Genomic DNA, 25,978 nt, shown 5'->3' on the forward strand with positions numbered 1-25,978 from the left:
CCGCCTCGAACTGCTGCAGGTGCCTGAACCCCAGCCGCCTGCGGATCCTTTTCACAATGAACACTACGTCGGCTACTACCATCTCTCCTTTGATCTGAGTGACTATCCTGATCCCCTTGAAACATGGCTCAATCAGGTGGCACAAACCCTGAAGGCACAGGGTTTACCCTTTGAGCTATTGCTGAAGCCCACTCAGCAGGTGATTGGTTCTCACCTCTATCACGTTGCCTTTATTCGTGACTGCGATGGCTTGCCCCTTGAATTTTTGCAGTGTCTGAGTGCTTGCTGAGGCCTAAACGCCGATAAAATAAAGGAGTTAAGAGATTTTTGGGTCGTCCATAGGCATGCAGCTGCAAACAACCACTACAGCAATTTCCGACTGGTCGGGGGATTTACTGGCGATCGCTGTCTTTCAAACGGAAGACACCCTTATCCTCACCGACCCCTACACGACCCTCGATCAACGGCTCAACGGTCTATTGCAAGACCTGATCACCGAAGGGGAATTTCAAGGCAAATCTGGCACCTCCCTGCTGATGCGCCTATTGCCTAACTTCCCCATCAAGAAACTGCTGCTTGTGGGGCTAGGCAATCGCGATGAATTTAATCTCGAAACCCTCCGCCGTACCGCTGCCACCATTGCCCGCACTGCCCGTCGCGAAAAAGCCAAAACCGTGGCAATGGCTCTGCCCCATGAGACCCTAGATGCAGCCGATGTTGCCCAAGCCATTGCCGAAGGGACGCTCCTTGCCCTCCACAGCGATGTCCGCTTCAAGTCTGATCCCGAAGCCCGCAAGTTACTCCCCTATCCTGAATCCGTGACTCTGTTGGGTCTAGGGGAACAAGCAGCGGCGCTGAACCGTGCCCAGCAAATTTGCGACGGCGTGATTTTGGCCCGCGAACTGGTGAATGCACCCGCCAACCAAGTGACCCCCGTTACCCTGGCGGAAACAGCTCAGCAGCTGGCAGCTACCTACGGCTTGAGCGCAAAGATTTTAGAGCGGGAGGAATGTGCCGCCCTTGGCATGGGCGCCTTTTTGGGGGTGGCTCAGGCGTCAGATTTGCCGCCGAAATTTATTCACCTCACCTATACGCCGGGGGGCACGGTGCAGAAGAAAATCGCCCTGGTGGGTAAGGGTTTAACGTTTGATTCGGGTGGCCTCAACCTCAAGACCCAAGGGGGCATTGAAACCATGAAAATGGACATGGGGGGAGCCGCCGCCGTTTTAGGTACTGCCAAGGTCATCGGTCAACTCAAACCCCCCGGCATTGAGGTGCACTTTATTATTGCCGCTACTGAAAACATGATCAGTGGGCGTGCCATGCATCCGGGGGATATTCTGACGGCCGCCAACGGTAAAACCATTGAGGTCAACAACACTGATGCGGAGGGTCGCCTCACCCTTGCTGATGCCCTGGTCTATGCTGAGAAATTGGGGGTAGATGCCATTGTGGATTTGGCCACGCTGACTGGAGCCTGTATTGTGGCTTTGGGAGATAACATTGCCGGTCTTTGGAGCAATAACTCAGAATTGGCGCAAGCCCTACAACAGGCTGGCGATCGCTCCGGCGAGAAGTTCTGGCAAATGCCCCTTGAAAACAAATACTTTGAGGGCATGAAATCCCAAGTGGCGGACATGAAAAACACCGGTCCGCGATCCGCAGGTTCAATTACCGCAGCCCTATTTTTACAACAGTTTGTGGATCACACCCCTTGGGCTCATCTTGACATTGCCGGTCCCGTTTGGACGGAAAAAGAGGATGGCTACAATAATCCCTGTGGAACAGGCTATCCTGTGCGCACGCTAGTGGAGTGGCTATGCAGTCTCAGTGCCTAAAGCTAGTTAATGTTGGCTGTGGCCAGACCTTCCACCCTGAATGGTTAAACTTTGACGTTGCGCCAGCAGCAGCGGGTGTAAAGCGGTGGGATCTTCGTCGAGGACTGCCTTTTGCCGCAGGGGAAGTTGATGCTGTTTACTCTTCCCATGTTCTTGAACATTTAAATTACGATGAGGCAAAAAGATTCATCCACGACTGTTGGCGAATTCTTAAGCCAAGTGGTATTTTGCGGATTGTTGTTCCTGATCTGGAGCAAATAACCCGTGCTTACTTGGCCGAACTTGATGCTTTACGCAATAGCAAGCAAACAGACAGTGCAAACTATGACTGGCTAAAACTCGAACTTTTAGACCAACTGGTTCGCCATCACAGTGGTGGAGCAATGGCAACTTATCTTCTGAATCCAAACATTCCAAATCCTGACTTTGTGCGCTCCCGCATTGGCCAAGAGGCTGAAAATTTTTTCAAAATAGCTCAACAACCCCAGACATTTCTCAAAAAAATCAAAAAAATTTTGCGACCCCTGCGTTATCCCCGTAAGTTTCTTGCCAAAATTCTAATTTGGCCACTGTTGGGAAAAAAAGGAGCTGATGCTCTCGACGTGGGGCTGTTTCGCCTCAGTGGCGAGGTACACCTGTGGATGTACGACAGCTACTCTCTCAAGGTTTTGATTGAAGCTTGTGGTTTTCATGACTGTCGTGTCGTCTCTGCTTTTGAGAGTCGTATTCCTGAGTTTTCCCGTTACAACTTAGATGTGGTTGATGGCCAAGTGCGCAAGCCCGACTCTTTGTTTATGGAGGCAATTAAGCCTGTGAGTACTTAACAGGTTTGACGAGTAGCCTCATTCATGCGATCGCGCCAACGGCTCATTGTTCGGGCTGAGCAAATTCTGGATCAGGGAGTTACCCTGACGGCCGAGCAGTGGCACTACCTAAATCATGTGCTGCGCCTCAAGGCAGGAGATGAGCTGTGGATTCTTGACGGTCAAGGTCAGCGGTGGCTCGGAGAAATCCAAGCAAACACTGTCAAGCTATTGCACCCCGATTGCCGTGAGACGGAACTTACCACTGAGATTGTTCTCTGTTTGGCTCTCCTGAAGGCGGCGAGCTTTGAGCAGGTGTTGCAGCAGGCAACAGAATTGGGCGTCAAGCGCATTCTGCCAATTCAAACGGCGCGATCGCTCCTGCAACCCAGTGCCCATAAATACCAGCGCTGGCAACGCATTCTCCAAGAGGCCACCGAGCAAAGCGAGCGTCTCTACGTTCCTACCCTCAGTGCTCCCCTGTCTGTTGCAGAAATGGTGCGGCTTACGCCAAGGGGCTATATCGCCAGTCTCACTGCCTCCCAATTGCTGTGGGATTACTTGCCTCAGATGGATTTTTCCCAGCCCATTTATCTAGCGATCGGGCCAGAGGGGGGGTGGACAGATTCTGAACTAGAGCAGGTTCTGGCCGCCGGTTGGCAAGCCTTTTCTTTGGGGCAGCGTACCCTGAGAGCCGTCACCGCCGCGATCGCCAGCTTGACCCTAGTGAGCCATTACAGCGAGAGGTATAGGGCGATTCAACAACAGCATTGACAATGCAACGGCCACCTCGATACACTAGAAGTTCGGTGAAATTAATGTAAGCAGCAATGCCCACCATCCAGCAACTGATCCGCCACGAGCGGGAACTGTTGAAAAAGAAAACAAAATCTCCTGCCCTCAAAGGTTGCCCTCAGCGGCGGGGGGTGTGCACCCGCGTTTATACCACAACACCCAAGAAGCCCAATTCCGCCCTGCGCAAAGTGGCACGGGTGCGCCTAACCTCCGGTTATGAGGTGACTGCCTATATTCCCGGTATTGGCCATAACCTCCAGGAGCACTCGGTGGTGATGATTCGTGGCGGTCGGGTCAAAGACTTGCCCGGTGTACGCTACCACATTATTCGGGGCACGCTGGATACTGCCGGTGTGAAAGACCGCAAGCAAGGCCGCTCTAAGTATGGTGCCAAGCGTCCCAAACCCGGTGAGGCTGCTGCTACCGGCAAGAAGAAGTAATTCCTTTATTTTACCTCCTTAAGTCCACACTTGAAACCCTAAACTTCTCTGGAGCAAATTACAAACACCTATGTCTCGTCGCACTCGCGCTCAAAAACGTCCTACTGCCCCCGATGCGGTTTACAACAGCGTACTGGTGGGTATGCTGATTCAGCGGGTTATGCTTAACGGCAAAAAGTCCCTTGCCAGTCGCATTGTCTATAATGCAATGAAAACTGTGCAGGAGCGTACCGGCGAAGATGCACTACAAGTTTTTGAGCGTGCAGTGAAAAATGCAACCCCTCTGGTGGAAGTGAAAGCCCGCCGGGTGGGGGGTGCCACCTACCAAGTACCTGTGGAAGTGCGTCCTGAGCGTGGCGTTTCCCTAGCCTTACGCTGGCTGGTGCAATTTTCCCGCAAACGTGCCGGTCGCTCAATGTCGGCGAAGCTAGCCAATGAATTAATGGATGCTGCCAACGAGACCGGTAGTACCATTCGCAAACGGGAAGAAACCCACAAGATGGCAGAGGCCAACAAGGCCTTCGCCCACTATCGCTACTAAACCACTATACGGTTCAAGAGTTGGATACAATTATTCAAGAATTCTAACGTAATGCAACAACCAAGGAGGTAGCTGTGGCACGGACGACCCCGCTAGAGCGAGTGCGAAACATCGGGATTGCCGCTCACATTGATGCGGGAAAAACCACTACAACAGAGCGTATTCTCTTTTATTCCGGTGTGGTGCACAAAATTGGTGAAGTGCACGAGGGTACCACGGTTACCGACTGGATGGAACAGGAGCGGGAGCGGGGCATCACAATTACAGCCGCCGCCATTAGCACCTCCTGGAAAGATCACCAGATCAACATTATTGACACCCCCGGTCACGTGGACTTCACGATTGAAGTGGAGCGCTCCATGCGCGTTCTAGATGGCGTGATTGCCGTCTTTTGCTCCGTGGGGGGTGTGCAGCCCCAATCGGAAACGGTGTGGCGGCAAGCCGATCGCTACGGTGTCCCCCGTATTGTCTTTGTCAACAAGATGGATCGCACCGGGGCAAACTTCTATAAAGTCCACGATCAGATTCGCGATCGCCTGCGGGCAAATGCCGTGCCGATTCAGTTGCCCATCGGTGCTGAAGATCAGTTTGTGGGCATTGTTGATCTGGTGCGAATGCGCGCCAAAATTTACAAAGACGATCTGGGCAAGGAAATTGAAGACACTGACATTCCTGCCGAGATGACCGAGCTGGCGGAAGAGTATCGCACCAAGCTCATCGAAGCCGTTGCTGAAACCGACGATGCCCTCATGGAAAAATACTTTGAGGGGGAAGAACTTACAGAAGAGGAAATCCGCACAGCCCTCCGTAAAGGAACAATCTCGGGCACCATTGTGCCGATGCTTTGCGGCTCCGCCTTCAAAAATAAAGGCGTGCAATTACTCCTTGATGCCGTAGTGGACTATCTGCCAGCCCCCATTGATATTCCTGCAATTAAAGGCCGTCTGCCTGATGGTACAGAAGTAGAACGGGCTGCCGATGACGATCAACCCCTAGCGGCATTGGCCTTCAAAATTATGTCGGATCCCTATGGCCGTCTCACCTTTGTGCGCGTTTATTCCGGTGTTCTCAAAAAAGGCAGCTACGTCCTTAATGCCACCAAGGGCAAAAAAGAGCGCGTCTCGCGTCTAATTGTGCTCAAAGCTGACGAGCGGATTGAGGTGGATGAACTGCGAGCTGGAGATCTAGGAGCAGCCTTGGGTCTGAAGGAAACCTTCACAGGGGATACCCTTTGCGATGAAAGCTCGCCCGTGATTCTTGAATCTCTCTACATTCCGGAGCCAGTCATTTCCGTGGCCGTAGAACCCAAAACTAAGCAGGACATGGAAAAACTCTCCAAAGCCCTGCAGGCTCTCTCTGAGGAAGACCCCACATTCCGCGTCAGTGTTGATCCTGAAACTAACCAAACCGTGATTGCAGGCATGGGAGAATTGCACCTTGAAATTCTTGTGGATCGAATGCAGCGGGAGTTCAAAGTAGAAGCCAATATTGGCCAACCCCAAGTGGCCTACCGCGAAACGATTCGCAAACCCGTTCGTGCCGAAGGCAAGTTCATCCGTCAAAGTGGTGGTAAAGGCCAGTATGGTCACGTTGTGATTGAAGTAGAGCCCGCTGAACCCGGTACGGGGTTTGAATTTGTCTCCAAAATCGTTGGCGGTGTTGTACCCAAAGAGTACATTCCAGCTGCTGAACAAGGGATGAAGGAAGCCTGTGAATCGGGAATTTTGGCAGGGTACCCCGTGATTGACCTCAAAGTTACCCTAGTGGATGGCTCCTACCACGAGGTGGACTCCTCAGAGATGGCCTTCAAGATTGCTGGCTCCATGGCAATTAAAGAAGCAGTCATGAAAGCGAACCCTGTGCTCCTAGAGCCAATGATGAAGGTCGAGGTCGAGGTTCCAGAAGAATTCCTTGGGACAGTGATGGGAGATTTGATTGCCCGTCGCGGTCAAATTGAGGGACAAACCGTGGAAAATGGCATTGCCAAAGTAACTGCAAAAGTCCCTCTCGAACGGATGTTTGGCTATGCCACTGACATTCGCTCGAATACCCAAGGGCGGGGAATTTTCTCGATGGAATTCAGCCATTACGAGGAAGTCCCCCGGAATGTGGCTGAGGCAATCATTGCCAAAAATAAAGGGAACGCATAGTCTATACGAGGAACAACATGGCACGCGCTAAATTTGAACGAACCAAACCCCACGTTAACGTTGGTACGATTGGTCACGTTGACCACGGTAAAACGACGCTGACAGCAGCTATTACCATGGTTCTAGCTGCTCAGGGAAAAGCTCAGGCTCGCAAGTATGATGAAATTGATGCGGCACCTGAGGAAAAAGCCCGTGGGATTACCATCAACACGGCTCACGTGGAGTATGAGACCGAGAAGCGTCACTATGCCCACGTGGATTGCCCCGGCCACGCTGACTATGTGAAAAACATGATTACGGGTGCCGCCCAAATGGATGGTGCCATTCTCGTGGTGGCCGCGACCGATGGGGCAATGCCCCAAACCAAAGAGCACATCCTCTTGGCACGGCAAGTGGGGGTGCCCAGCATCGTTGTCTTCCTGAACAAAGTGGACATGGTGGACGACGAAGAACTGTTGGAGCTGGTGGAACTGGAACTGCGGGAACTGCTCAATCAATATGAATTCCCCGGTGATGAAGTGCCCATTATCCGTGGCTCGGGTCTGAAAGCCCTCGAAGCGATGACCGCCAATCCCAAAACCCAACGTGGTGAAAACGAGTGGGTGGATAAAATCTACGAACTCATGGATGCTGTGGATAACTACATTCCTACCCCTGAGCGGGATGTGGATAAGCCCTTCCTGATGGCCGTAGAAGATGTGTTCTCTATTACGGGTCGGGGTACGGTGGCCACGGGTCGGATTGAGCGGGGGCGCATCAAGCTCAACGAGACGGTTGAAATCGTTGGCCTGCGGGAGACCCGCACAACCACAGTCACCGGCATTGAAATGTTTAAGAAGAGCCTGGAAGAAGGGATTGCCGGTGACAATGCGGGTCTGCTCCTACGCGGTCTGAAAAAAGAGGATGTGGAACGGGGCATGGTAATTGCTAAGCCCGGCTCCATTACACCTCACACCAAGTTTGAAGGTGAAGTCTATGTGCTCACTGAAAAAGAGGGGGGGCGGAAAACACCCTTCTTTGCGGGCTATCGTCCCCAGTTCTATGTGCGGACAACCGACGTAACCGGTACGATTACCTCCTTCACCGCTGACGATGGCAGTGTCCCTGAAATGGTGATGCCCGGTGACCGTGTCAAAATGACTGTGGAACTGATTCAGCCGATCGCCATTGAGCAGGGAATGCGCTTTGCCATCCGTGAGGGTGGACGCACCATTGGTGCAGGCGTCGTCTCCAAAATCATTGAGTAGTTCACGCCGATGGCCGCTAGCCTTTCTGGGGTGTTAGCGGCCTTTTTTGTCTCAATTTTTTGGTCTAAATTTTTGTTTGATCTTCTCTGAACCTTGACAAGTAGGGAATCTCACTATGGCTGCTTTGCAACAGAAAATTCGTATTCGCTTGAAAGCCTTTGACCACCGATTACTCGATACTTCCTGCGATCGCATTGTGGAAACTGCAAAAAGGACAGGGGCTTCCCCCGTTGGGCCAATTCCTCTGCCTACGCGGCGGCGAATTTACTGTGTCCTGCGATCGCCCCACATTGACAAGGACTCGCGGGAACACTTTGAAACCCGTACCCACCGTCGCATTCTCGACATTTACCAACCTTCGCCAAAAACCATTGATGCGCTGATGAAGTTGGACTTGCCGGCGGGTGTGGATATTGAGGTGAAATTGTAAGCGTTACCAAAGTTGACTACACTGAGGGGTATGACGCACACCATTGTTCATCCCTCGTCCTCTGAGTCTTCTTTTCAGCCCCCTGCTATGGCCTATCGAATTAACTGCCGGCAGGGGCATACGCATCTTTTATGGGTGACACTGCGATTAACGGCACCGCAAACCGATGTTCTTGATCTGCACTTACCGGTGTGGACACCCGGCTCTTACCTAGTTCGGGAATACGCTCGCCATCTTCAAGAGTTCACGGTAACGGCAGCCGATGGCACTCCCCTGGAGTGGTGGAAGTGTACTAAAAATCAGTGGCAGGTGGCCTGCACACCTGGTTTGGAACTTGAAGTGCGCTATGCCATCTATGCCCACGAACTCTCGGTACGCACCAACCATGTTGATAGTAGCCACGCCTATTTTAATCCCGCGGCTGTGTGTCTCTATGCGCCGGCATATCGCGACCAGCCCCTCACGGTAACCATTGAAGCACCCCCTGATTGGCGGGTGACCACTTCCCTCCAGCCCTTGGACAAGGCAGGCTATACCTTTTGGGCGGCAAATTACGACCTGCTAGTAGATAGTCCCTTTGAGGTGGGTACCCATGCGGTTTACACTTTTGAGGTGGCGGGTAAACCCCACGAATTGGCAGTGTGGGGTGAGGGGAATTTTGAGCCAAAGCGAGCGATCGCCGATATTCAGCGGATTATTGCCACCGAGGCCAGTTTCTTTGGCGGCCTGCCCTACGATCGCTATGTCTTTATCTTGCACCTTACCCACAAGGGCTACGGCGGTCTGGAACACCTCAATAGCTGCTCATTGATCTTCCATCGCTTTGGCTTCCAGCAAGCGGAGCAGTATCGCCGCTTTCTCTGTTTAGTGGCCCATGAGTTTTTTCACCTCTGGAATGTCAAGCGCATCCGCCCCCAAGCCTTTGAGGTCTTTGACTACGACACTGAAAATTACACCACCAGTCTCTGGTTTGCTGAAGGGGTAACCAGCTATTTGGATCAACTGATTCCCCTGTGGGCGGGACTGTTTGATGCAGCAGCCTATCTCAAACTGTTGAGTGAAAGCCTCAATCGCTATTTCCATACCCCCGGTCGCCACGTGCAATCCCTGAGTGCCGCGAGCTTTGATGCTTGGATTAAGCTCTATCGCCCCGATGAAAATAGCATCAATTCCCAGATGTCGTACTACCTCAAAGGGGAGCTGGTGGCGCTGCTGTTGGATTTGCGGATTCGTCTCAACTTTAATCACCGGCGATCGCTCCTCGATGTCCTGCGGCGGCTCTGGCAACAGTATTGCGAGACGGGTCAAGGCTATACCCCCGATGGGCTGTGGGAGACCATTGAAACCATTGCCGATGAAGACTTGGGAGCATGGCGGGAGCAGTTCATTGAGGGCACGGCAGACTTACCCCTACAGGAGTGGCTTGCCAAAGTGGGACTGGAACTGGTTCCTGAGGAGGCACTGCCCTATACCGGCCTTCAGTTCAAACAGGAGCACGGTTCCCTTCAGGTCAAAGCGGTACTGCGGGACTCCCCGGCTGAAGCAGTGGGCTTGGCAGCGGGGGATGAAATTATTGCCCTCAATGGTTGGCGTGTGACGGCGGAGGACTGGTCAGAGCGCCTGCGGGAATACCAAGCCGGAGACACAATTCAGCTGACTTGGTTTCATGATCAGCAGTTGTGCTCCAGAGCGTTAACTCTAGGCAACCCCCAGCCCCAATATCGGCTACAGTGCTCTGCCAATGCCACGGCGAGCCAGCGGTCACATTTAGTTGCTTGGTTAGGAGACACCGCAGCGTCGCTTTAGGGGAGGTGGTAGGATGCTTCAGCCCTTGCTTCAGGATCGCGATCGCTTGGAACAGGTGCTGCGACAACTTCCCCTGTCTCCCGGCGTCTATTTCTTCAAGGACAAGACCGATCAGATTCTCTACATTGGCAAGTCCAAGCGCCTGCGATCGCGGGTGCGCTCCTATTTTCGTCAGCCGGCCCAACTGGGACCGCGCCTTGAGCTAATGGTCTATCAGGTGGCGGAAATTGAGTTTATTGTCACCGATACGGAAGCGGAGGCGCTCGCTCTGGAGGCTAACCTTATCAAGCAGCACCAGCCCCACTTTAACGTCCTCCTCAAAGATGACAAGAAATATCCCTATCTGTGCATTACATGGTCAGAACCCTATCCCCGCATTTTCATTACCCGCAAGCGCCAGTTTGGCAGTGGGGGCAATACCCCCGCTGATTCCCCCAAGGATCGCTACTATGGTCCCTATGTGGATAGCTTTCGGCTGCGCCAAACCCTTGCTCTAGTCAAGCGTCTTTTTCCCCTGCGGCAACGTCCCCGGCCGCTCTTTAAGGATCGGCCTTGCCTCAACTACGACATTGGCCGCTGCCCAGGGGTCTGCCAAGGCCTCATTTCCCCGCAGGAGTATCGGCAAACCCTGCAGAAGGTGGCCATGATTTTTCAGGGACGCACAGGGGAACTGGTGGCGCAGTTGCGGGAACAAATGGTACAAGCGGCAGCGAACCTCAATTTTGAACTGGCGGCACGGTTGCGGGATCAAATTCGCGGTCTAGAACATCTAGGGGTGGATCAAAAGGTCTCGTTGCCGGATGATACGGTGTCACGGGATGCCATTGCCCTTGCCCTTGGCGATCGCCATGCGGCCGTTCAACTCTTTCAAATTCGCGCCGGTCGCTTGGTGGGACGCTTGGCTTTTGTGGCCGATGCCCAAAGTGGCAGTCCCGGCAGCATTTTGCAGCGGGTGCTCGAAGAACACTATGCCCAAGTGGACGATGTAGAAATTCCCAGTGAAATTTTGCTGCAACATCCCCTTCCCGAGGCGGATCTGCTGCGCACCTACTTGAGCGAAAAGAAAGGCCGCGCCGTTACCCTCACCGTACCCCAGCGCCAAGCCAAAGCAGAACTAATTACTATGGTGCAGCGCAATGCGGAATTGGAATTGGCGCGCATTCAACAGGCCAGCGATCGCACCCAAACCGCCCTTGAAGATTTAGCCCAACTCCTTGGCTTGGATACCCTCCCCCACCGCATTGAAGGTTACGACGTTTCCCACATTCAGGGGGCGGACGCTGTGGCCTCGCGGGTTGTCTTTATTGAGGGGTTACCCGCCAAGCAGCACTATCGCCACTACAACATCCGCAATCCTGAAGTCAAACCTGGCCACGCCGATGACTTTGCCAGCCTAGCGGAGATTCTCCGCCGTCGCTTTGCTCCCTACCTTGAGGGGAAAAGGAACCCTCTGGAGACTGATGACTGGCCCGATGTCATCCTCATTGATGGCGGCAAGGGGCAACTCTCGGCTGTGGTTCAGGTCTTGGCGCCCCTCTTGGGCGATCTCACCCTTCTTAGCTTGGCCAAGCAGCGGGAAGAGATTTTTGTTCCCCATCAACCCCAGCCCCTTTCCGCTGACCCAGAGCAACCGGGAGTGCAATTGCTGCGCCGCGTCCGCGATGAAGCTCACCGCTTTGCCCTCAATTTCCATCGTCAAAAACGTTCCCAACGCCAGCGGCGATCGCACCTCGATCAAATTCCGGGCTTAGGCTATCAGCGCCAAAAGGAACTTCTGGCAACCTTTCGCTCCATAGATTACATCCGAATGGCTACGCCTGAGCAGCTGGCGCAGGTGCATGGGGTCGGCCCCCGCTTAGCGGAAAAAATTTACCGCTACTTTCATAGTGATACGCAGTAGCCCAGAGCCACTTACCTAAAAAAATAGAAGGCAACTTTTGGTCTCCTTCTTGGGGTTTATCATACCAAAAGCGGGTAACGCGATTCGAACGCGCGACATCAACCTTGGCAAGGTTGCGCTCTACCACTGAGCTATACCCGCAGTAGTACCTTAGTTTAGAAAATTAGCGGCGGCATTGTCAAGTCCCACCCGCGGTGTTTAATTCCCAGTGATCACAACGTGCTCAATGGTTTCCTAGGGGGTCTTGGCCCGTATGGACTAGCAACGGGGGCTAGAAGAGATTGCTATAAACCGGGAAGTATATTAGGCTGATGCTAAAATTCTGCGGGCCAAGCGCAAATTAAGGCGGTGATCACCGCCCTACAACAGAAACAGACCTCTTCTAAAATGTGAGTACAAAGGGAAGGTTCTGTGCCAAGCTAGAGAAGTTGTTTTGCATTCCTAACACTATGAGTGAACCGACACCCGATGATTTGACTCCCCAATTCGGTTGGTCCCGCTATGCAGAGCTAGTCAATGGCCGCTTTGCCATGATCGGTTTTGTTGCCCTGCTGGTGCTGGAGTGGGTCACCGGCCAAGACTTCTTTACGTGGGTGGGCTGGCGATAGGTTGTGGCGGCAACACTGCGTTTAGAGGGAGTCACGCGGCGATTTGCGCCGGGCGTGGCAATTGGTCCACTATCCTTGACGGTACCCGCAGGGGAGCTTTGGGTCATTGTCGGGCCTTCCGGTTGTGGTAAATCTACCCTGTTGCGGCTCATTGCCGGTTTGGAGCAACCCACCAGCGGCAACATCTACATTGGGGAGACTTGTGTCAATGGCCTCAGTGGGCGCGATCGCGATGTGGCGATGGTTTTTCAAAACTATGCCCTCTATCCCCACATGACCGTGGCCGAAAACCTTAGCTTTGGCCTGAAAATGCGCGGTGTTGATTCGGCAACACGGCAACAACGGGTGCTCCAAGTGGCAAAGCTCCTGGGGATTGAGTCCCTGCTTCAGCGCAAGCCGTGGCAACTCTCCGGTGGTCAGCAGCAGCGGGTAGCCCTCGGAAGAGCTTTAGCGCGATCGCCCCAAGTGTTTTTGCTCGATGAACCTCTCTCCAACCTCGATGCCCAATTGCGGGAGCAAACTCGTGCTGAATTGAAACAATTACATCAACAACTGGGGATTACTACCCTCTACGTCACCCACGATCAAGTGGAGGCCATGACCCTTGGCGATCGCATTGTGGTGCTCGATCGCGGTCAAATCCAGCAGATTGGCACCCCTGCCGACCTCTACGCAAGACCCGCAAATACCATGGTGGCGCGCTTTCTGGGCACCCCGCCAATGAACTTACTGGCTGCTCACTGGCATGGCAGCCGCCTTTGGATCGCGCAGCAGCCCCTGAGTTGCCCCGATAACCTACATTGGTCACTCAAAAACGAACAGTCGCTGCTGGTGGGAATTCGGCCAGAGCACTTGCAGATTGGCGAGACCGGTTTAAGAGCGATCGCCACCCTCGTTGAACCCCTTGGTCGCGAAGCCATTGTCCGCTGTCGCCTGATGAATAGTTCCCAAGAACTCCTGTGGCTAGCTCCGAGTCAGCACCTCCCTCGCATCGGCGACTCCCTCCACCTGCAGGTCAGCCATCTCTATCTTTTTGATCCCACAAGCGGGGCGGCTCTCAATTTTGAGCCTTGTTGAAAATTCAGCGGAACCCTTACCCAAGACTGGTGGGTTCGCTTAGAATACAACTAGGATTCTGTAAAATTTCGTAACTTCTGCGGCCAGCCCGTCCATGACTTCGGTAACTTCTCTTTTCTCACCTGTCGAAGCCGATCTCTGTGTCCTGACGGAGAACCTGAAGGCACTGATTGGAGCACAACACGCCGTACTCTCTGCTGCCGCCGAACATCTCTTGACCGCCAGTGGCAAGCGTATTCGACCCGCCATTGTTCTACTGGTCTCACGCGCCACCCTGCCGGATCAGGGTCTCACTCCTCGGCACTGCCGCTTGGCAGAAATTACGGAAATGATTCATACTGCTAGTCTCTTTCATGATGATGTCGTTGACCAGGCTCAACTGCGGCGGGGTGTTCCTACCGTCAACAGTGTCTTTGGCAATCGGGTGGCCATTCAAGCCGGTGACTTTCTCTTTGCCCAAGCCTCTTGGTACTTAGCGGATCTAGATAATCTCCAAGTGGTGAAGCTGCTCTCTCAAGTGATCAAAGACTTTGCTGAAGGGGAAATTCGCCAAGGTTTTAACCGCTTTGACACCAGCATTACCCTAGAGGACTATCTGTTAAAAACCTACTACAAGACGGCCTCCCTCATTGCCAATAGCGCCAAAGCCGCAGCGGTTCTCAGTGAAGCCCCCCCAGAGACCATTGAGGCCATGTACACCTACGGCAAAAATCTCGGCTTGGCTTTTCAAATCGTAGATGACATTCTCGACTTTACCCGTTCAACCGCAGAATTAGGCAAGCCCGCCGGTTCAGATCTGCGGGATGGCAATTTAACAGCGCCTGTTCTCTTTGCCCTACCTAAAGCTCCCTACCTGCACACCCTTATCGAGCGCGAGTTTAGCGAAGAAGGAGATCTAGAAACCGCCCTCAACCTCGTGCGCCAAAGCGGGGCAATTGAAGAGGCGCGTAACTTAGCCAAGGAATATGCCCAGGCGGCTCTACCTGCCCTTGAGGTGCTCCCCCCTTCAGAACCGCGTCAAGCCCTCAGCCAGTTGACGGATTATGTCCTTGAGCGCCTGTATTGAGCTGCGAGGCAAACGAATTCCGACACACAGCGCATAAAGCTGCGGCGGTAAACGAAAACCCAAAAAACAGAAATAGTCCTGCTGAGTACAGGTGCGGGAGGAGGAGAGAATCCCCTACACTAAACACAGGGGGACATCCACCCGGCGAACCCATGACTTGTTCTTGGTGGGGGAGTGAATTGTGGCACGAAGTGTTAACCAGCGTAAACCAGTGAGTTCTCCTGTGGCTCGTCGGGGCAATCCAAAACCACCTTCCAAAACGGTTATCCAGCGATCGCACCCTTCCCCTTGGCGCACCCTGCGTTGGATTGCTGCCTTTGGCACTGTGTCCTTGGTCTCGGCCTTTGCGGGCATGACCTTTGTTTTGATAGCGCCATTTCAGGGGACAGGTCATCGGGGACAAGGCGATCCCTCTTGGCTGGAAATGATAACGCGGGGGTTGCAGTATGGCATGGGGCGGCCAGTGAACCTCCTAGTGTTGGGGGTAGATAAGGTCTTGGATGCGCCCGAAGGATCTCCTGAACGCTTTCGTGGTCGCACCGACACCCTCCTACTGGCGCGGTTTAACCCTGAAAATGGCACGATAACCGTTCTGAGTATTCCCCGTGACACCCGTGTTGAGATTCCCGGCTATGGCATTAACAAAATTAATGCAGCCAACGTTTATGGGGATGTGGATTTAACGGTGCGGGTAGTTAGCAAAACTTTGAATTACACCCCGGTGGATCGCTACATTCGCATTGATACGGCAGCCTTTCGGGAATTAGTAGATCTCGTCGGGGGGGTCGAAGTCAATGTTCCCAAGCGCATGGTTTACACCGATCACACTCAAAAACTCTACATTGATCTTCAACCGGGGCTGCAAACTCTGAATGGAGAGCAAGCGGAGGGGTTTGTTCGCTTTCGTTACGATGAATTGGGGGATATTGGGCGTGCCCAACGGCAGCAGATGTTGATTAAGGCTTTGCAAAAGAAACTGGCCAACCCCGTCATGCTGACCCAGTTGCCGAAAATCTACAGCGTCCTACAAAAATATGTGGATACAGATTTAACTTTTGCCGAATTAATGGCGATCGCTCAATTTAGTCTGCGCATTGAACCAGACAACCTACGTTTGATCTTGCTCCCTGGCCGTTTTGGTGGCGATGGCTATGAAGTGAGCTACTGGCTGCCTGACTATGAACGGATTGGTCGGGTGGTGGCAGAACATTTTAGGGATCGCCCCGCAAAACTCGTCAACTCTAATTGGAGCGAAAGCGGCACGTTACGCATTGCCCTGCAAAATGCCTCCGGCAGGAGCGACGCCGCCCAAGATATGGCTGACTTTCTCGCCCACCACGGCTACACAAACGTAATGATCAGTAACGAGTGGTATCAGCAAACCCCTGAAACAGAAATCATTGCCCAGCAAGGGGATGTGGGAGCTGCCCAAATGATCCGCTCTGTTCTTGGCATGGGACGAGTGTCAGCCAATTCGACGGGTGTGCTATCTTCAGATATTACGATTCGGATTGGTCGCGACTGGGCAGCCGTCCTGCATTAGGTTAGGGTTGCGGGCAGTTTCTTCTTTACGGCCTCGGGTTCAAGAATGCGGTCAATAATGCCGTATTCCTTGGCCATTTGTGGCGTCATGTAGAGCAATCGATCCATATCACGGGTGATACGCTCAGGGGGTTGACCCGTGTTTTGCGCCAAAATCTCCACCATCATGGCTTTATTCGCCAAAACTTCGCGGGCACGAATTTGAATATCGGTGGCCTGCCCTTGGGCATAGCTTTTGGTTTGGTGCAGAACAATCGTGGCGTGGGGTAAACTGGCGCGGCACCCTTTAGTACCAGCGGAGAGCAACATAGCTGCCATGCCCATGGCTTGACCAATGCAGATTGTGTGCACAGGGGGCTTAATGTAGCGCATGGTGTCGCAGATAGCAAAGGCTTCGGTTTCAAAACCAATGGGTTCGCCATCGTAGCGGGAAGTCCCCGTTGAGTTGATGTAAATGCGGATGGGTTTTTCGGGGTCCTCGTATTGCAGATAGAGCAGTTCGGCAATAATCAGCTCGGTAACTGCTGGCACCAAAGGCATACCTAGATAGACAATCCGCTCCTTCAATAGCAGTGAAGGGAGGTCTGGAGGTGGGGTGCGATAGTAGGCATCACCATAGTAGGCGGCTTGGGCAGCAGTAATGGGCAACCGCATAGAACGCTCAGCAAATGACAGTCTATCTGTACTTTAGCAAGGAATTGCCTTCAGGATCGGTGGGAGGCACCCCCTATAATCAAAGCAGTAATCAAATTCTCTGCGCATGAATTACCTTCTCAGTTCGCGGCTGACCTCCTCAATAGTGGCAGTTGCCATCCTCTTACTGATACTTTTTTTGAATGCGGTGGTGATTATTAATCCCGGCCAAGCAGGGGTGTTGAGTATTTTGGGCAAGGCTCAGGATACCCCCCTCCTCGAAGGTATTCACTGGAAACCCCCGTTTATTGCCAGTGTGGATGTCTATGACGTAACCGTGCAGAAGTTTGAAGTGCCAGTGGAAAGTGCCACCAAAGATCTGCAGAATATCAAAGCAAGTTTTGCCATTAACTTTCGCCTCGACCCCTTAGCCATTGTGGATGTGCGCCGCACCCAAGGAACCCTGGAAAACATCGTGGCTAAAATTATTGCCCCCCAAACCCAAGAGGCCTTCAAAATTGCCGCTGCCCGTCGCACAGCAGAGGAGGCGATTACGAAGCGGGATGAACTGAAGGAGGATTTTGATCGTGCCCTTAGCGATCGCCTAGCCAAGTATCACATTCTCGTACTGGATACCAGTGTGGTCAACCTTGACTTTTCGGAGGAATTCTCCAAAGCGGTCGAGGATAAACAAATTGCTGAGCAGCGGGCACAGCGAGCTGTGTATATTGCCCAAGAAGCCGCTCAACAAGCCCAAGCAGAAATCAATCGTGCCCAAGGGAAAGCGGAAGCGCAGCGCCTGCTGGCTGAAACCCTCAAGGCACCAGGGGGACAGTTAGTCCTACAAAAGGAAGCGATCGAAGCGTGGCGTGAAGGGGGTGCCCAAGTTCCGCAAGTGATTATACTCAACGGTAAAGAAGGACTCCCCCCCTTTTTGCTGAACTGGAGCCCTGAAAAATAGGCAAGGGTGTCTTCGATCCCCTGATCCACAGGAGCGATCGCCCAAATCCCCCCTAGAATTGAGAATAGTAATTTGTCCGTCATTTGCCCTTTGATTCTTTCGTTCCCCTCGAAATTGACCCATGATCTCCACCCCTGTCACCCTTGCTGCCAATCAGCAAATTTTGCCCTTGACGGCTGAGACCAATGCTCGTGGCCATCTCACCATTGGTGGGTGTGATGTGGTGGAGTTAGTGGCACAGTTTGGCTCTCCCCTCTACATTCTTGATGAATTCACCTTTCGCGCCGCTTGCCGGCAATACCGCGATACCCTGCAGCAGAGCTATGGCGGTGATTTCTTGGTGCTTTACGCCTCCAAGGCTTGGAATTGCTTGGCCACCTGTGCCCTTGCCCACAGTGAAGGCCTAGGGATTGATGTGGCATCGGGGGGAGAACTCTACACTGCCTTGAGGGCTGGTGTCCCTGCTAGCCACATTTACTTCCACGGGAATAACAAATCTCCCCAAGAACTCCTCTATGCCCTTGAGGTCAACTGCACCATTGTTGCCGATAACTGGCTGGAGCTGGAACGTCTGGCTGCCTACACTGAGGAGCATGAGCTTTCGACGCCGCCACGGGTGATGTTGCGGCTGACACCGGGGATTGAATGCCACACCCACGAATATATCCGCACCGGGCATCTAGACAGCAAATTTGGCTTTGACCCGCAACAGTTTCCAGAGTTGCTGCGGTTTGCCAAAGCCCATCCAGAACTGGACTGGGTGGGACTGCACGCCCATATTGGCTCCCAGATTTTTGAGGAGCAGCCCCATCTGGATTTATGTGATGTACTCGTGGATTGGCTGGCTCAAGCCCGTGACGCTATGCTACCGATGCGAGAATTGAACGTGGGGGGCGGACTCGGTATTCGCTACGTAGAATCCGATAATCCGCCGGCGATCGCCCGCTGGACAAAGGCCGTTAGCCGGCAACTGAGCCAAGCCTGTCAGCAACGCCATCTTCCCTTGCCCAAACTCCTCTGTGAGCCGGGGCGCTCCATCGTGGGGCCTGCGGCAGTGACTGCCTACACCGTGGGTAGCCGTAAGGTGATTCCTGAACTGCGCACCTATGTTGCAGTGGATGGGGGAATGTCCGATAACCCGCGACCCATTACTTATCAAGCGCAGTACACCGCCCTGTGTGCCAATCGCATGACCACGGCGGTCACAGAAACCGTGCGAGTTGCCGGCAAGCATTGTGAATCGGGCGATATTCTGCTGCCCCAAGTTACCCTGCCACCGCTGCAAGCCAACGATATTTTAGTTGTGGCCGGTACGGGTGCCTACAATTACAGCATGGCTTCCAACTACAATCGGGTTCCCCGGCCAGCGGCGGTGATTGTTTGTGAGGGTGAAGCCAACTTGATACTGCAACGGGAAACCTACGCTGATTTGGTGGCTCATGATGTCTTGCCCCTACGATTGAGCACTCCCGCCCCCTAGGAGGTGACGAGAGAGATGGGATGATAGGCCTCCTAGGTAACTTATCGTGGCTGCTACTGTCCGCGCAGACACTGGCCAAAGTGCGAACAGTGGTGGATGTGGTTTTGGTCTTGGCTCTAACCTACGCTATTTTGCGGGTTGTGGCTGAGCGGCGAACCCTCTGGATGATACGCGGCTTTATCTTCCTCCTCCTGGCAACTTCCCTAAGCCGTGCCGTTGAACTCCACTTTTTGAGTTTTGTTTTGCACAATTTAGTCATTGGTTCGGCAGTTGCCTTGGCCGTCATCCTGCAATCGGAAATTCGGATTTTTCTGGAACACTTGGGTCGGGGGCAGTTCTTGGGCTTGATGCAGCCTGGGGCCGAGTCGAGTCTAACCAATGATGCTGTTGATCTGATTGTGGCGGCAGTGAAGGGGTTATCTCAAGATCGCACAGGGGCACTCATTTTACTGGAGACCCATACAAAGCTCAGCCCCCAAGATTTTACCCATGCGGGAATCCTGCTCAATGCCCGTTTATCGCCAGAACTGATTACCTCAATTTTTCAGGTGACTTCACCCCTGCATGATGGGGCAATTTGGGTACGGGGGAGTGAAGTGATTGCAGCAAAGTTGATCTTGCCCCTCTCGGATCGCACAGGACCTTGGCAGTTGGGCACCCGTCATCGCGCTGCCTTGGGGATTACTGAGCGCATTAGCCACTGTGTCTGTGTGGTAGTTTCTGAGGAAACGGGGTCAATTTCCCTTGCCTTTAAGGGGGAGCTTCAACGTCCTCTTACAAGCAGTAAACTAGGGGAATTGTTACGGCAGTATGTGCAGAATCAAGGGACAGGAACTTCACAACCCCTTCCCCGTCAACACAGCTCAAAATTCTGGAAAACAATATGGCCATTGCGTTAATTTTCTGTAAATGGATGTCTCCATGACCCTACAGCCCCATTCATTGATTGAGTTACCTGCTGATTTGGATCGCGATCGCCTACCTCGCCATGTGGCGGTGATTATGGATGGCAATGGCCGCTGGGCAAAGCAACGCAATTTACCGCGCGTGATGGGGCATCAACGGGGGGTGGAAACCCTTAAGAATTTGCTGCGCTGTTGCAAAGATTGGGGCATTGAAGCCCTGACCGCCTACGCCTTCTCTACAGAAAATTGGGGGCGCCCCCTGCCGGAGGTGGATTTTCTCATGACCCTCTTTGAGCGAGTGTTGCGGCAGGAGCTAGCAGAAATGGTTGCCGAGGGGGTACAAATCCACTTCGTCGGCGACTTGGCGGGTTTGCCGAAATCTCTGCAAGCAGAAATTGAGCGCGCCATGGCCGCCACAGCCAATAACCAAAAAATTAAATTTGTGGTGGCAACAAACTATGGTGGGCGACGCGAAATTATCCACGCTTGCCGTTCGATTGCAGCCCAGGTGAAAGCGGGACTTATTGACCCTGCGGATATTGATGAAGTGCTCTTTGAGCGGCATTTGTACACCGGCGGCCTACCGGATCCTGATTTGTTGATTCGTACCAGTGGTGAGATGCGCGTCAGTAACTTTTTGCTGTGGCAGGTGGCCTATTCAGAAATCTACGTTACCAAAACCCTCTGGCCGGATTTTGACCGAGCTGCTTTCCATGAGGCGCTACGGGATTACCAACAGCGACAACGGCGATTTGGCCGTGTCTAAAGGGAGGGGTTTCGGTGGACAATAGGAAAGCTTGCCGGGTACGTATTGGAGCGATACTGTGACCCCCCAATTGCGCATTTATGTCCCCCCCCATCCCCTGATTCAGCATTGGCTAACGGTGGCTCGCGATCGCACCACACCCACCCCTTTATTTCGGGTGGCCATGACGGAGTTGGGGCGGTGGTTGGCCTATGAAGCGGCACGGGAATGGTTACCCACAGTGGAAACAATGGTGGAGACTCCCCTTGCCCCCTGTGCTGCAGTGGTGGTGAATCCCCAAGTGCCCATTGTGGTCATACCGATTCTGCGGGCGGGCTTGGCCTTGCTCGACGGTGCCCAAGGGGTCTTACCCACGGCAAAAACGTACCACCTAGGGCTTGTGCGGGATGAGGTTACCCTTGAACCCCGTTGCTATCTCAATACGTTCCCTCCTCAATTTGACCCACAAACCCGTGTCCTCATTAGTGAGCCAATGCTGGCGACGGGAGGTTCAATCATGACAGCAATGCAAGAATTGGTGCAGCGGGGGGTTGACCCGGCCTGGGTGCGAATCATTTCCGTGGTCACTGCCCCCCCCGCGTTGCAGACACTGGGTGCCCATTTCCCGGCAGTGCAAGTCTATGCGGCCACGATTGATGAGAGATTGAATGAGCAGGGCTTTATTGTGCCTGGCTTGGGGGATGCGGGCGATCGCGCCTTTGGGACTGGGGAGGAATAGCCCATGATAACAGTGGTGACTGTACCGGCAACAACGGCCAATTTGGGGCCTGGATTTGATTGCCTTGGAGCGGCGCTGACCCTCACCAATAGGTTTACATTTTCGTTGAGCGATCGCCCCCATGTGAGGGTGCAGGGCACCGAAGCAGCAGGTGTCAGTAATGGCTCCGACAATTTGGCCTATCGTGCCTACAATCGTCTCTATGAATATCTGGGGCGGCAAGCCCCACCCGTGTATCTAGAAATTGATCTGGGGGTTCCCCTCGCGCGGGGTTTAGGCAGTTCAGCGACAGCAATCATTGGTGGACTGGTGGGAGCCAATCGGCTGGCGGGCTTCCCCCTCAGTCATCGTGAGGTTCTGGAATTGGCTATTGAAATGGAAGGTCATCCCGATAATGTGGTGCCCGCCTTGCTAGGAGGCTGTCGTCTTGTCCTCCAAGAGGGGGGAGGGGAATGGCATTGGCTAGAGATTCCTTGGCATCAGGAGGTGGTGCCTATTGTGGCGATTCCAGACTTTGAGCTAGCGACGGAAACAGCGCGTCAAGTGCTGCCCGCCCACTGTACCTACGGTGATGCGGTTTTTAATATCAGTCACCTTGGTGCTTTGCTGCGGGGCTTAGAAACGGGTCAACGGGAGTGGCTGCAACTGGCTTTGGACGATCGCTTACATCAACCCTACCGCCAAGGTTTGATCAAAGGTTATGCCGATCTCCACAGCGCTGCGCTTGAAGTGGGTGCCCATGGTCTGGTGATTAGTGGGGCAGGGCCAACCCTCTTAGCCCTTGGGGATCCCATTACTGCTCCAGCCATTGCCGCAGCGTTGAGGGAGACTTGGGCAAAGTTTAACGTACAGGCGCGGGTCGAGGTACTGGGGATTCAACGCCAAGGAACAACAGTGCGCGATCGCTAGGTCATCCATTGAAGACTTCCCTACTCCTAGGAGGTGATCTAATGAGTCAAGAACAGGATGCCCTGACAACGGAAGTGCTGCAACGTCTGCGCCGCAAGGAGGGAACTTGGCAAGATTGGGGTGCAGGATGCCAGCAACTGCAAAAACAAGGACTCTCCCCCCAAGCCATTTTTGAAGCTACGGGCATTGAACCGATTCACCAAAATCAATTGATCATTGCCTGGCAAGTGAGTCAGAGTTTGCGGGACGCTCCTGAATCTGTGCATGCCTATTTTCAAACGCGGGGCAGTGATCTGCTCTATGAGCTGCGGGTGTTGTCAGTGGGCGATCGCCTTGCAGTCGCAACGCTAATTGTTGAGAAACAATTGGATCTCACTGCGGTTCATGAAGTGTGCCGTGCCCTTAAGGCGGTGAGCTATCAAAAAGATGACAGTGAAGGCTTTGGTGAGAGCGTCGGCGATCGCATTGGTCGCTACTACTGGCAACTGGCACGGCAGCAACGCGATTTGGCTCAGCGATCGCGCCTCATTGCTCAAGGCCTCCGCTTTGTCGAATCCCCCACTGGTCGCCAAGCGCTTGAAAAACTCCTGACGGACTTTACCGTTGTTCCTGCAGCTCGCCAACCCCGCCTGCCCCTTTACCGCTTCGATTCCGCCGAAGACCTGCCCTACTTTATTCCTGTGGCAGGAACAGCCCCCCTGACTGCGGAAGCGTTTAATCAAGTTCCCCAGTTAACCGCCACAGACCCTTTTCAATTAGTCTCCGTTCCCCAGCCCATGACCCTGGTGGCTCTTCCCGGTTGGCAGGTTCTCTTGAATGCCGTTGATCCTGTGGCAGTTCTTTGGCCTGCGGCGGACTTACCCACAGAATTACCGCCAACTCCTGAGGGACTTCCCATTGAACAGGTGCTCTTGATTGTGGATCGCGGTCTTCAGGCATGGGATCGCGATCGTTACCTGCTGATTGCCCCTGCCACCAGCGATACTGTCAAATTGGCCTGGTTGCCTGAACCGCCTACAGTTCCGATTCTGGGCCAACTCCTGCTGGTTCTACGCCCCCCCCAAGTGTTGGATAAGAGCCTTAATAAGGAACTCTGGTTTTTTGAGGAATAATTCATTGAGCGAGATTGACCACAAAGCCTAAAGCGCCAACATTTCCTAAACTGTAATCTCCTAAGGCTAGTCGTACAGGCTGCTGGGGTGCCTTTAGATTCACCACCACAAGAGTCTGATCCACCAGCCTCGACCAAAGTTTAGCATCAGCAAAGTTTGCCAAGGGCGGTGTATCCACAATTACTAGATCAAAGTAGTTTTTGAGGTGAGCCATGAATTGCTTGAGCGTATCTTGACTGAGGAGCCGCATTGGCGGATGCCGCAACTCGCCGGCGGTTAAAATCGTTAGACCTTGTCTGGCCTGAGTCAGGCTATCCCAGTGGTGTTGGCAAATCAACCAATCGCCCAAGCCCTGCTCGTTCCCTACTCCCAGATAGCGGTGAAGTTGCGGTCGTCGCAAATCCCCATCAATGAGGAGAACCCGCTGATCCATCCCTGCGGCAGCCAGGGCAAGATGGAGGGCAACTGTAGTGCGTCCATCGGCGGGTAGAGCTGAAATCACGGCTAACGAATGCCCCAAACCTATGGCCTGGAGGTTGGCAAACACATGGTGAAACGCTTCCTGAAATTTCACCGCTTCCCCCACGGAGGGTAGGACTTGGGTCACCTGCCATAGCCCTGAATTGCCCTTTAGCACGCGCTCTAAGCGCAAATGGATTTGGGGGGTTGCCTTGGGAATTTTGCCAAGCAGAGGTAAGCCTAAAGCCTCTTCCACCTGGGCGGCACTGACTTGGGGCGCGGCAACCTCCGCGATATAAATGACCAGAACGCCCAAGATTAAGCTGGCGATCGCCCCTAGGATCAGCAGTTGTAGTCGCGGTACTGTGGGCTGGACAACCGGGTTCTCTAAATCCGTGAGAACTTGCCACGCAACGTTATTCTGCGCCAGTTGCAGTTGCACCGCCTGTCGGGCCTGATTAAGCATCTCTAGGGAGAGATTTGCTGTCCGAATTCGATTCTCAAGGCGATCGATGGCGGGGAGTTGGCTACTCAGTTGTTGTAATTGTTGGGCAACCGCCGCTTGAGGAGCAGCCAGCTCGGCATCATAGCGCCGCTGGTTTTCGTACTCAATCCACGCCGTAATGTAGTCGGTAATCAGCCTTTGGGAGACGGTTCCCTGAAAGCCTAGGGCAGTGGGGTTGTCCACTCGATATTGCTTACCAATTACTTGGCTGGCGATCGCCTGCAATTGCTCCCCTAAAACTCGCCGCTGCTCCTCTAGGGCTTGGATCACGGGTGTCCCTTCACGGAAAATAGCCAGATTCTTGGCAATTTCTTGATCCAGTTCTTGAATGCGTGCCAGTTGTTGTTGATAGGCGGGGGAGGTACTCAAATTTGTTGCCGCTAGAGCTTCGGCGGGTGTCATCTTCAGCTGTTCTTGGAACCCTCGAAAGCGACCGTAGGCCTCTATGGCCTTTAGGCGAGCTGCTTGGCGCAGGTTATGGATTTGGCGGTACTGTTCTGTCAAAAAGCGCAGTTGCTCCGAGGGTTGCAGACTTGCGCCTTGCGGTTGGCTGGCCTGGAGTTGCTGCTGTAATTGATCTATTTCTTTAAGGTGCCGATTGATCTCTTTATCCAGTTGTTCTAGGGTGCGATGGAGTTGTTCTTGGCGATCGCGCTGACTGTAGTCAACAAACGCCTCTGCCACTGCTTTTAAGACGGCGGTCACAATTTCCGGCTGGCGATCGCGATAGGCCACTTCGATAACTTTTGTTGGGGCCGCCAGTTGCTCTGTTGCCCGATGAACAACAGGTCGGATTTCTAGATGCTCAGCTAGAGTCCGCGTGGTTAGATGGGGATACTGGGTTTGCAGTTTCTGGGCAATGGGCGCTAGGACTTTATCACTTTCTAAAACGAGAATCTGTGATCCCAAATCCACTTGAGAAGCTGTACTGGGTGGAGGGGAGGGGAAGGATTCAGGGGGGAGAGTGCCGAAAATACCATCGCGCGGGGGCAAGGTTGGCGCAGGCTGTGGCTCCTTCACAGGTTCCATTAGGAGGCGAAAATAGGCCTCGTACATTTCGGGTTGCCGGAGAACCCACCCGCCCATCGCCAAAAATGCGAGTAGAACCGTCCCCGCAAGAAGTCGCCAGCGGCGCCGGCAGCGATCGCCAAAAGCTGGCAGGCCACTCTTTTTAGACCTTGTTGTTATCCTAAAGTGCGATGCATTTTGCCGGCGATCGCCCGCAAGGCGTGCTTTGCGATTGACAACCTGTAAACTCGGTGTTTTTTGTGGGAGCGACATCAGCAG

The 25,978-nt window shown here is 53.5% G+C and carries 24 protein-coding genes and 1 tRNA gene; 22 read left to right on the top strand and 3 right to left on the bottom strand.

Annotated elements, in window-relative coordinates; genetic code table 11:
- The 11 genes from Q0683_RS09630 to uvrC form a co-directional block, all read left to right on the top strand.
- Positions 1–289, top strand: a 289-nt coding sequence (locus tag Q0683_RS09630) for a VOC family protein (RefSeq protein WP_298977463.1), incomplete at its 5' end; no start/stop codon positions are given.
- Between the two features lie 55 nt (positions 290–344).
- Positions 345–1,838: a leucyl aminopeptidase gene (locus Q0683_RS09635; protein ID WP_298614085.1), complete on the top strand. Its 1,494-nt coding sequence runs from the start codon at positions 345–347 to the stop codon at positions 1,836–1,838.
- Positions 1,820–2,662 carry a methyltransferase domain-containing protein gene (locus tag Q0683_RS09640; RefSeq protein WP_298977465.1) on the top strand — a complete coding sequence of 281 codons (843 nt, stop codon included), beginning with the start codon at positions 1,820–1,822 and terminating at the stop codon, positions 2,660–2,662. Before Q0683_RS09635 ends, Q0683_RS09640 begins: the two co-directional genes overlap by 19 nt.
- A 24-nt stretch (positions 2,663–2,686) precedes the next feature.
- Positions 2,687–3,415, top strand: a complete 729-nt coding sequence (locus Q0683_RS09645) for a 16S rRNA (uracil(1498)-N(3))-methyltransferase (RefSeq protein WP_298614089.1) — start codon at positions 2,687–2,689, stop codon at positions 3,413–3,415.
- Positions 3,416–3,471: 56 nt separating this feature from the next.
- Positions 3,472–3,876, top strand: a complete 405-nt coding sequence (rpsL, locus tag Q0683_RS09650; protein WP_298977468.1) for a 30S ribosomal protein S12 — start codon at positions 3,472–3,474, stop codon at positions 3,874–3,876.
- 70 nt (positions 3,877–3,946) lie between these two features.
- Positions 3,947–4,417, top strand: a complete 471-nt coding sequence (gene rpsG / locus Q0683_RS09655; protein WP_298614093.1) for a 30S ribosomal protein S7 — start codon at positions 3,947–3,949, stop codon at positions 4,415–4,417.
- A gap of 74 nt (positions 4,418–4,491) precedes the next feature.
- Positions 4,492–6,567, top strand: a complete 2,076-nt coding sequence (fusA, locus tag Q0683_RS09660; RefSeq protein ID WP_298614094.1) for an elongation factor G — start codon at positions 4,492–4,494, stop codon at positions 6,565–6,567.
- Positions 6,568–6,584: 17 nt separating this feature from the next.
- Positions 6,585–7,814: an elongation factor Tu gene (gene tuf, locus Q0683_RS09665; RefSeq protein ID WP_298977470.1), complete on the top strand. Its 1,230-nt coding sequence runs from the start codon at positions 6,585–6,587 to the stop codon at positions 7,812–7,814.
- Positions 7,815–7,929: 115 nt separating this feature from the next.
- A complete protein-coding gene (rpsJ, locus tag Q0683_RS09670; protein WP_298614098.1) occupies positions 7,930–8,244 on the top strand; it encodes a 30S ribosomal protein S10 in 315 nt (104 codons plus the stop codon).
- A 30-nt stretch (positions 8,245–8,274) separates the two neighbouring features.
- Positions 8,275–10,050, top strand: a complete 1,776-nt coding sequence (locus Q0683_RS09675; RefSeq protein WP_298614100.1) for a M61 family metallopeptidase — start codon at positions 8,275–8,277, stop codon at positions 10,048–10,050.
- Between the two features lie 13 nt (positions 10,051–10,063).
- Positions 10,064–11,950 carry an excinuclease ABC subunit UvrC gene (gene uvrC, locus Q0683_RS09680; RefSeq protein ID WP_298617290.1) on the top strand — a complete coding sequence of 629 codons (1,887 nt, stop codon included), beginning with the start codon at positions 10,064–10,066 and terminating at the stop codon, positions 11,948–11,950.
- Positions 11,951–12,019: 69 nt separating this feature from the next.
- Here uvrC and Q0683_RS09685 read toward each other — a convergent pair.
- Positions 12,020–12,091, bottom strand: a tRNA-Gly gene (locus Q0683_RS09685).
- Between the two features lie 308 nt (positions 12,092–12,399).
- Between Q0683_RS09685 and Q0683_RS09690 the strand changes: the two genes are divergently transcribed.
- From Q0683_RS09690 to Q0683_RS09705, 4 genes are all read left to right on the top strand, one after another.
- Positions 12,400–12,558, top strand: coding sequence for a chlorophyll a/b-binding protein (locus Q0683_RS09690; RefSeq protein ID WP_298615422.1), 159 nt, complete (start codon positions 12,400–12,402; stop codon positions 12,556–12,558).
- A gap of 3 nt (positions 12,559–12,561) precedes the next feature.
- Complete coding sequence (locus Q0683_RS09695) at positions 12,562–13,635, top strand: ABC transporter ATP-binding protein (protein WP_298615418.1); 1,074 nt, start codon at positions 12,562–12,564, stop codon at positions 13,633–13,635.
- A gap of 94 nt (positions 13,636–13,729) precedes the next feature.
- The gene (sds, locus tag Q0683_RS09700; RefSeq protein ID WP_298615416.1) at positions 13,730–14,701 is read left to right on the top strand and encodes a solanesyl diphosphate synthase; all 972 of its coding nucleotides are present in this window, start codon (positions 13,730–13,732) and stop codon (positions 14,699–14,701) included.
- Positions 14,702–14,882: 181 nt separating this feature from the next.
- Entirely contained in the window at positions 14,883–16,244 is a 1,362-nt protein-coding gene (locus Q0683_RS09705; protein ID WP_298977474.1) for an LCP family protein, read from the top strand.
- On the opposite strand, the gene Q0683_RS09710 is transcribed toward Q0683_RS09705, so the two are convergent.
- Positions 16,241–16,897, bottom strand: coding sequence for an ATP-dependent Clp protease proteolytic subunit (locus tag Q0683_RS09710; RefSeq protein ID WP_298615411.1), 657 nt, complete (start codon positions 16,895–16,897; stop codon positions 16,241–16,243). The two genes, Q0683_RS09705 and Q0683_RS09710, sit on opposite strands and share 4 nt — an antisense overlap.
- A gap of 106 nt (positions 16,898–17,003) precedes the next feature.
- Between Q0683_RS09710 and Q0683_RS09715 the strand changes: the two genes are divergently transcribed.
- The 7 genes from Q0683_RS09715 (at position 17,004) to Q0683_RS09745 (ending at position 23,727) form a co-directional block, all read left to right on the top strand.
- The gene (locus Q0683_RS09715) at positions 17,004–17,837 is read left to right on the top strand and encodes a prohibitin family protein (RefSeq protein ID WP_298615409.1); all 834 of its coding nucleotides are present in this window, start codon (positions 17,004–17,006) and stop codon (positions 17,835–17,837) included.
- A 121-nt stretch (positions 17,838–17,958) separates the two neighbouring features.
- On the top strand, positions 17,959–19,317 hold the full coding sequence (gene lysA, locus Q0683_RS09720) for a diaminopimelate decarboxylase (RefSeq protein WP_298615406.1): 1,359 nt from the start codon (positions 17,959–17,961) through the stop codon (positions 19,315–19,317).
- A 20-nt stretch (positions 19,318–19,337) separates the two neighbouring features.
- The gene (gene cdaA, locus Q0683_RS09725) at positions 19,338–20,216 is read left to right on the top strand and encodes a diadenylate cyclase CdaA (RefSeq protein WP_298615404.1); all 879 of its coding nucleotides are present in this window, start codon (positions 19,338–19,340) and stop codon (positions 20,214–20,216) included.
- Between the two features lie 22 nt (positions 20,217–20,238).
- A complete protein-coding gene (gene uppS, locus Q0683_RS09730) occupies positions 20,239–20,988 on the top strand; it encodes a polyprenyl diphosphate synthase (RefSeq protein ID WP_298977477.1) in 750 nt (249 codons plus the stop codon).
- A gap of 58 nt (positions 20,989–21,046) precedes the next feature.
- Positions 21,047–21,706 carry a uracil phosphoribosyltransferase gene (gene upp / locus Q0683_RS09735; RefSeq protein WP_298977479.1) on the top strand — a complete coding sequence of 220 codons (660 nt, stop codon included), beginning with the start codon at positions 21,047–21,049 and terminating at the stop codon, positions 21,704–21,706.
- 3 nt (positions 21,707–21,709) lie between these two features.
- On the top strand, positions 21,710–22,615 hold the full coding sequence (thrB, locus tag Q0683_RS09740; protein ID WP_298977481.1) for a homoserine kinase: 906 nt from the start codon (positions 21,710–21,712) through the stop codon (positions 22,613–22,615).
- A 41-nt stretch (positions 22,616–22,656) separates the two neighbouring features.
- Positions 22,657–23,727, top strand: a complete 1,071-nt coding sequence (locus Q0683_RS09745; protein WP_298615394.1) for a RuBisCO accumulation factor 1 — start codon at positions 22,657–22,659, stop codon at positions 23,725–23,727.
- Position 23,728: 1 nt separating this feature from the next.
- Here Q0683_RS09745 and Q0683_RS09750 read toward each other — a convergent pair whose 3' ends face one another.
- Positions 23,729–25,972, bottom strand: a complete 2,244-nt coding sequence (locus tag Q0683_RS09750) for a tyrosine-protein kinase domain-containing protein (protein WP_298977482.1) — start codon at positions 25,970–25,972, stop codon at positions 23,729–23,731.
- Positions 25,973–25,978 lie beyond the last annotated feature (6 nt).

It is taken from the genome of uncultured Thermosynechococcus sp., from assembly GCF_938074695.1.
GTDB lineage: Bacteria > Cyanobacteriota > Cyanobacteriia > Thermosynechococcales > Thermosynechococcaceae > Thermosynechococcus.

Excerpts from the sequence above, each read along its gene's own strand:
- Q0683_RS09640 (WP_298977465.1), top strand. The coding sequence starts at position 1,820 with ATGCAGTCTCAGTGCCTAAAGCTAGTTAATGTTGGCTGTGGCCAGACC.
- Q0683_RS09750 (WP_298977482.1), bottom strand. The coding sequence starts at position 25,972 with ATGTCGCTCCCACAAAAAACACCGAGTTTACAGGTTGTCAATCGCAAA.
- Q0683_RS09690 (WP_298615422.1), top strand. The coding sequence starts at position 12,400 with ATGAGTGAACCGACACCCGATGATTTGACTCCCCAATTCGGTTGGTCC.
- Q0683_RS09745 (WP_298615394.1), top strand. The coding sequence starts at position 22,657 with ATGAGTCAAGAACAGGATGCCCTGACAACGGAAGTGCTGCAACGTCTG.
- Q0683_RS09675 (WP_298614100.1), top strand. The coding sequence starts at position 8,275 with ATGACGCACACCATTGTTCATCCCTCGTCCTCTGAGTCTTCTTTTCAG.
- rpsL (WP_298977468.1), top strand. The coding sequence starts at position 3,472 with ATGCCCACCATCCAGCAACTGATCCGCCACGAGCGGGAACTGTTGAAA.
- rpsJ (WP_298614098.1), top strand. The coding sequence starts at position 7,930 with ATGGCTGCTTTGCAACAGAAAATTCGTATTCGCTTGAAAGCCTTTGAC.
- tuf (WP_298977470.1), top strand. The coding sequence starts at position 6,585 with ATGGCACGCGCTAAATTTGAACGAACCAAACCCCACGTTAACGTTGGT.
- thrB (WP_298977481.1), top strand. The coding sequence starts at position 21,710 with ATGATAACAGTGGTGACTGTACCGGCAACAACGGCCAATTTGGGGCCT.
- lysA (WP_298615406.1), top strand. The coding sequence starts at position 17,959 with ATGATCTCCACCCCTGTCACCCTTGCTGCCAATCAGCAAATTTTGCCC.
- Q0683_RS09645 (WP_298614089.1), top strand. The coding sequence starts at position 2,687 with ATGCGATCGCGCCAACGGCTCATTGTTCGGGCTGAGCAAATTCTGGAT.
- Q0683_RS09710 (WP_298615411.1), bottom strand. The coding sequence starts at position 16,897 with ATGCGGTTGCCCATTACTGCTGCCCAAGCCGCCTACTATGGTGATGCC.
- sds (WP_298615416.1), top strand. The coding sequence starts at position 13,730 with ATGACTTCGGTAACTTCTCTTTTCTCACCTGTCGAAGCCGATCTCTGT.
- uppS (WP_298977477.1), top strand. The coding sequence starts at position 20,239 with ATGACCCTACAGCCCCATTCATTGATTGAGTTACCTGCTGATTTGGAT.
- Q0683_RS09715 (WP_298615409.1), top strand. The coding sequence starts at position 17,004 with ATGAATTACCTTCTCAGTTCGCGGCTGACCTCCTCAATAGTGGCAGTT.
- cdaA (WP_298615404.1), top strand. The coding sequence starts at position 19,338 with ATGATAGGCCTCCTAGGTAACTTATCGTGGCTGCTACTGTCCGCGCAG.
- Q0683_RS09635 (WP_298614085.1), top strand. The coding sequence starts at position 345 with ATGCAGCTGCAAACAACCACTACAGCAATTTCCGACTGGTCGGGGGAT.
- uvrC (WP_298617290.1), top strand. The coding sequence starts at position 10,064 with ATGCTTCAGCCCTTGCTTCAGGATCGCGATCGCTTGGAACAGGTGCTG.
- rpsG (WP_298614093.1), top strand. The coding sequence starts at position 3,947 with ATGTCTCGTCGCACTCGCGCTCAAAAACGTCCTACTGCCCCCGATGCG.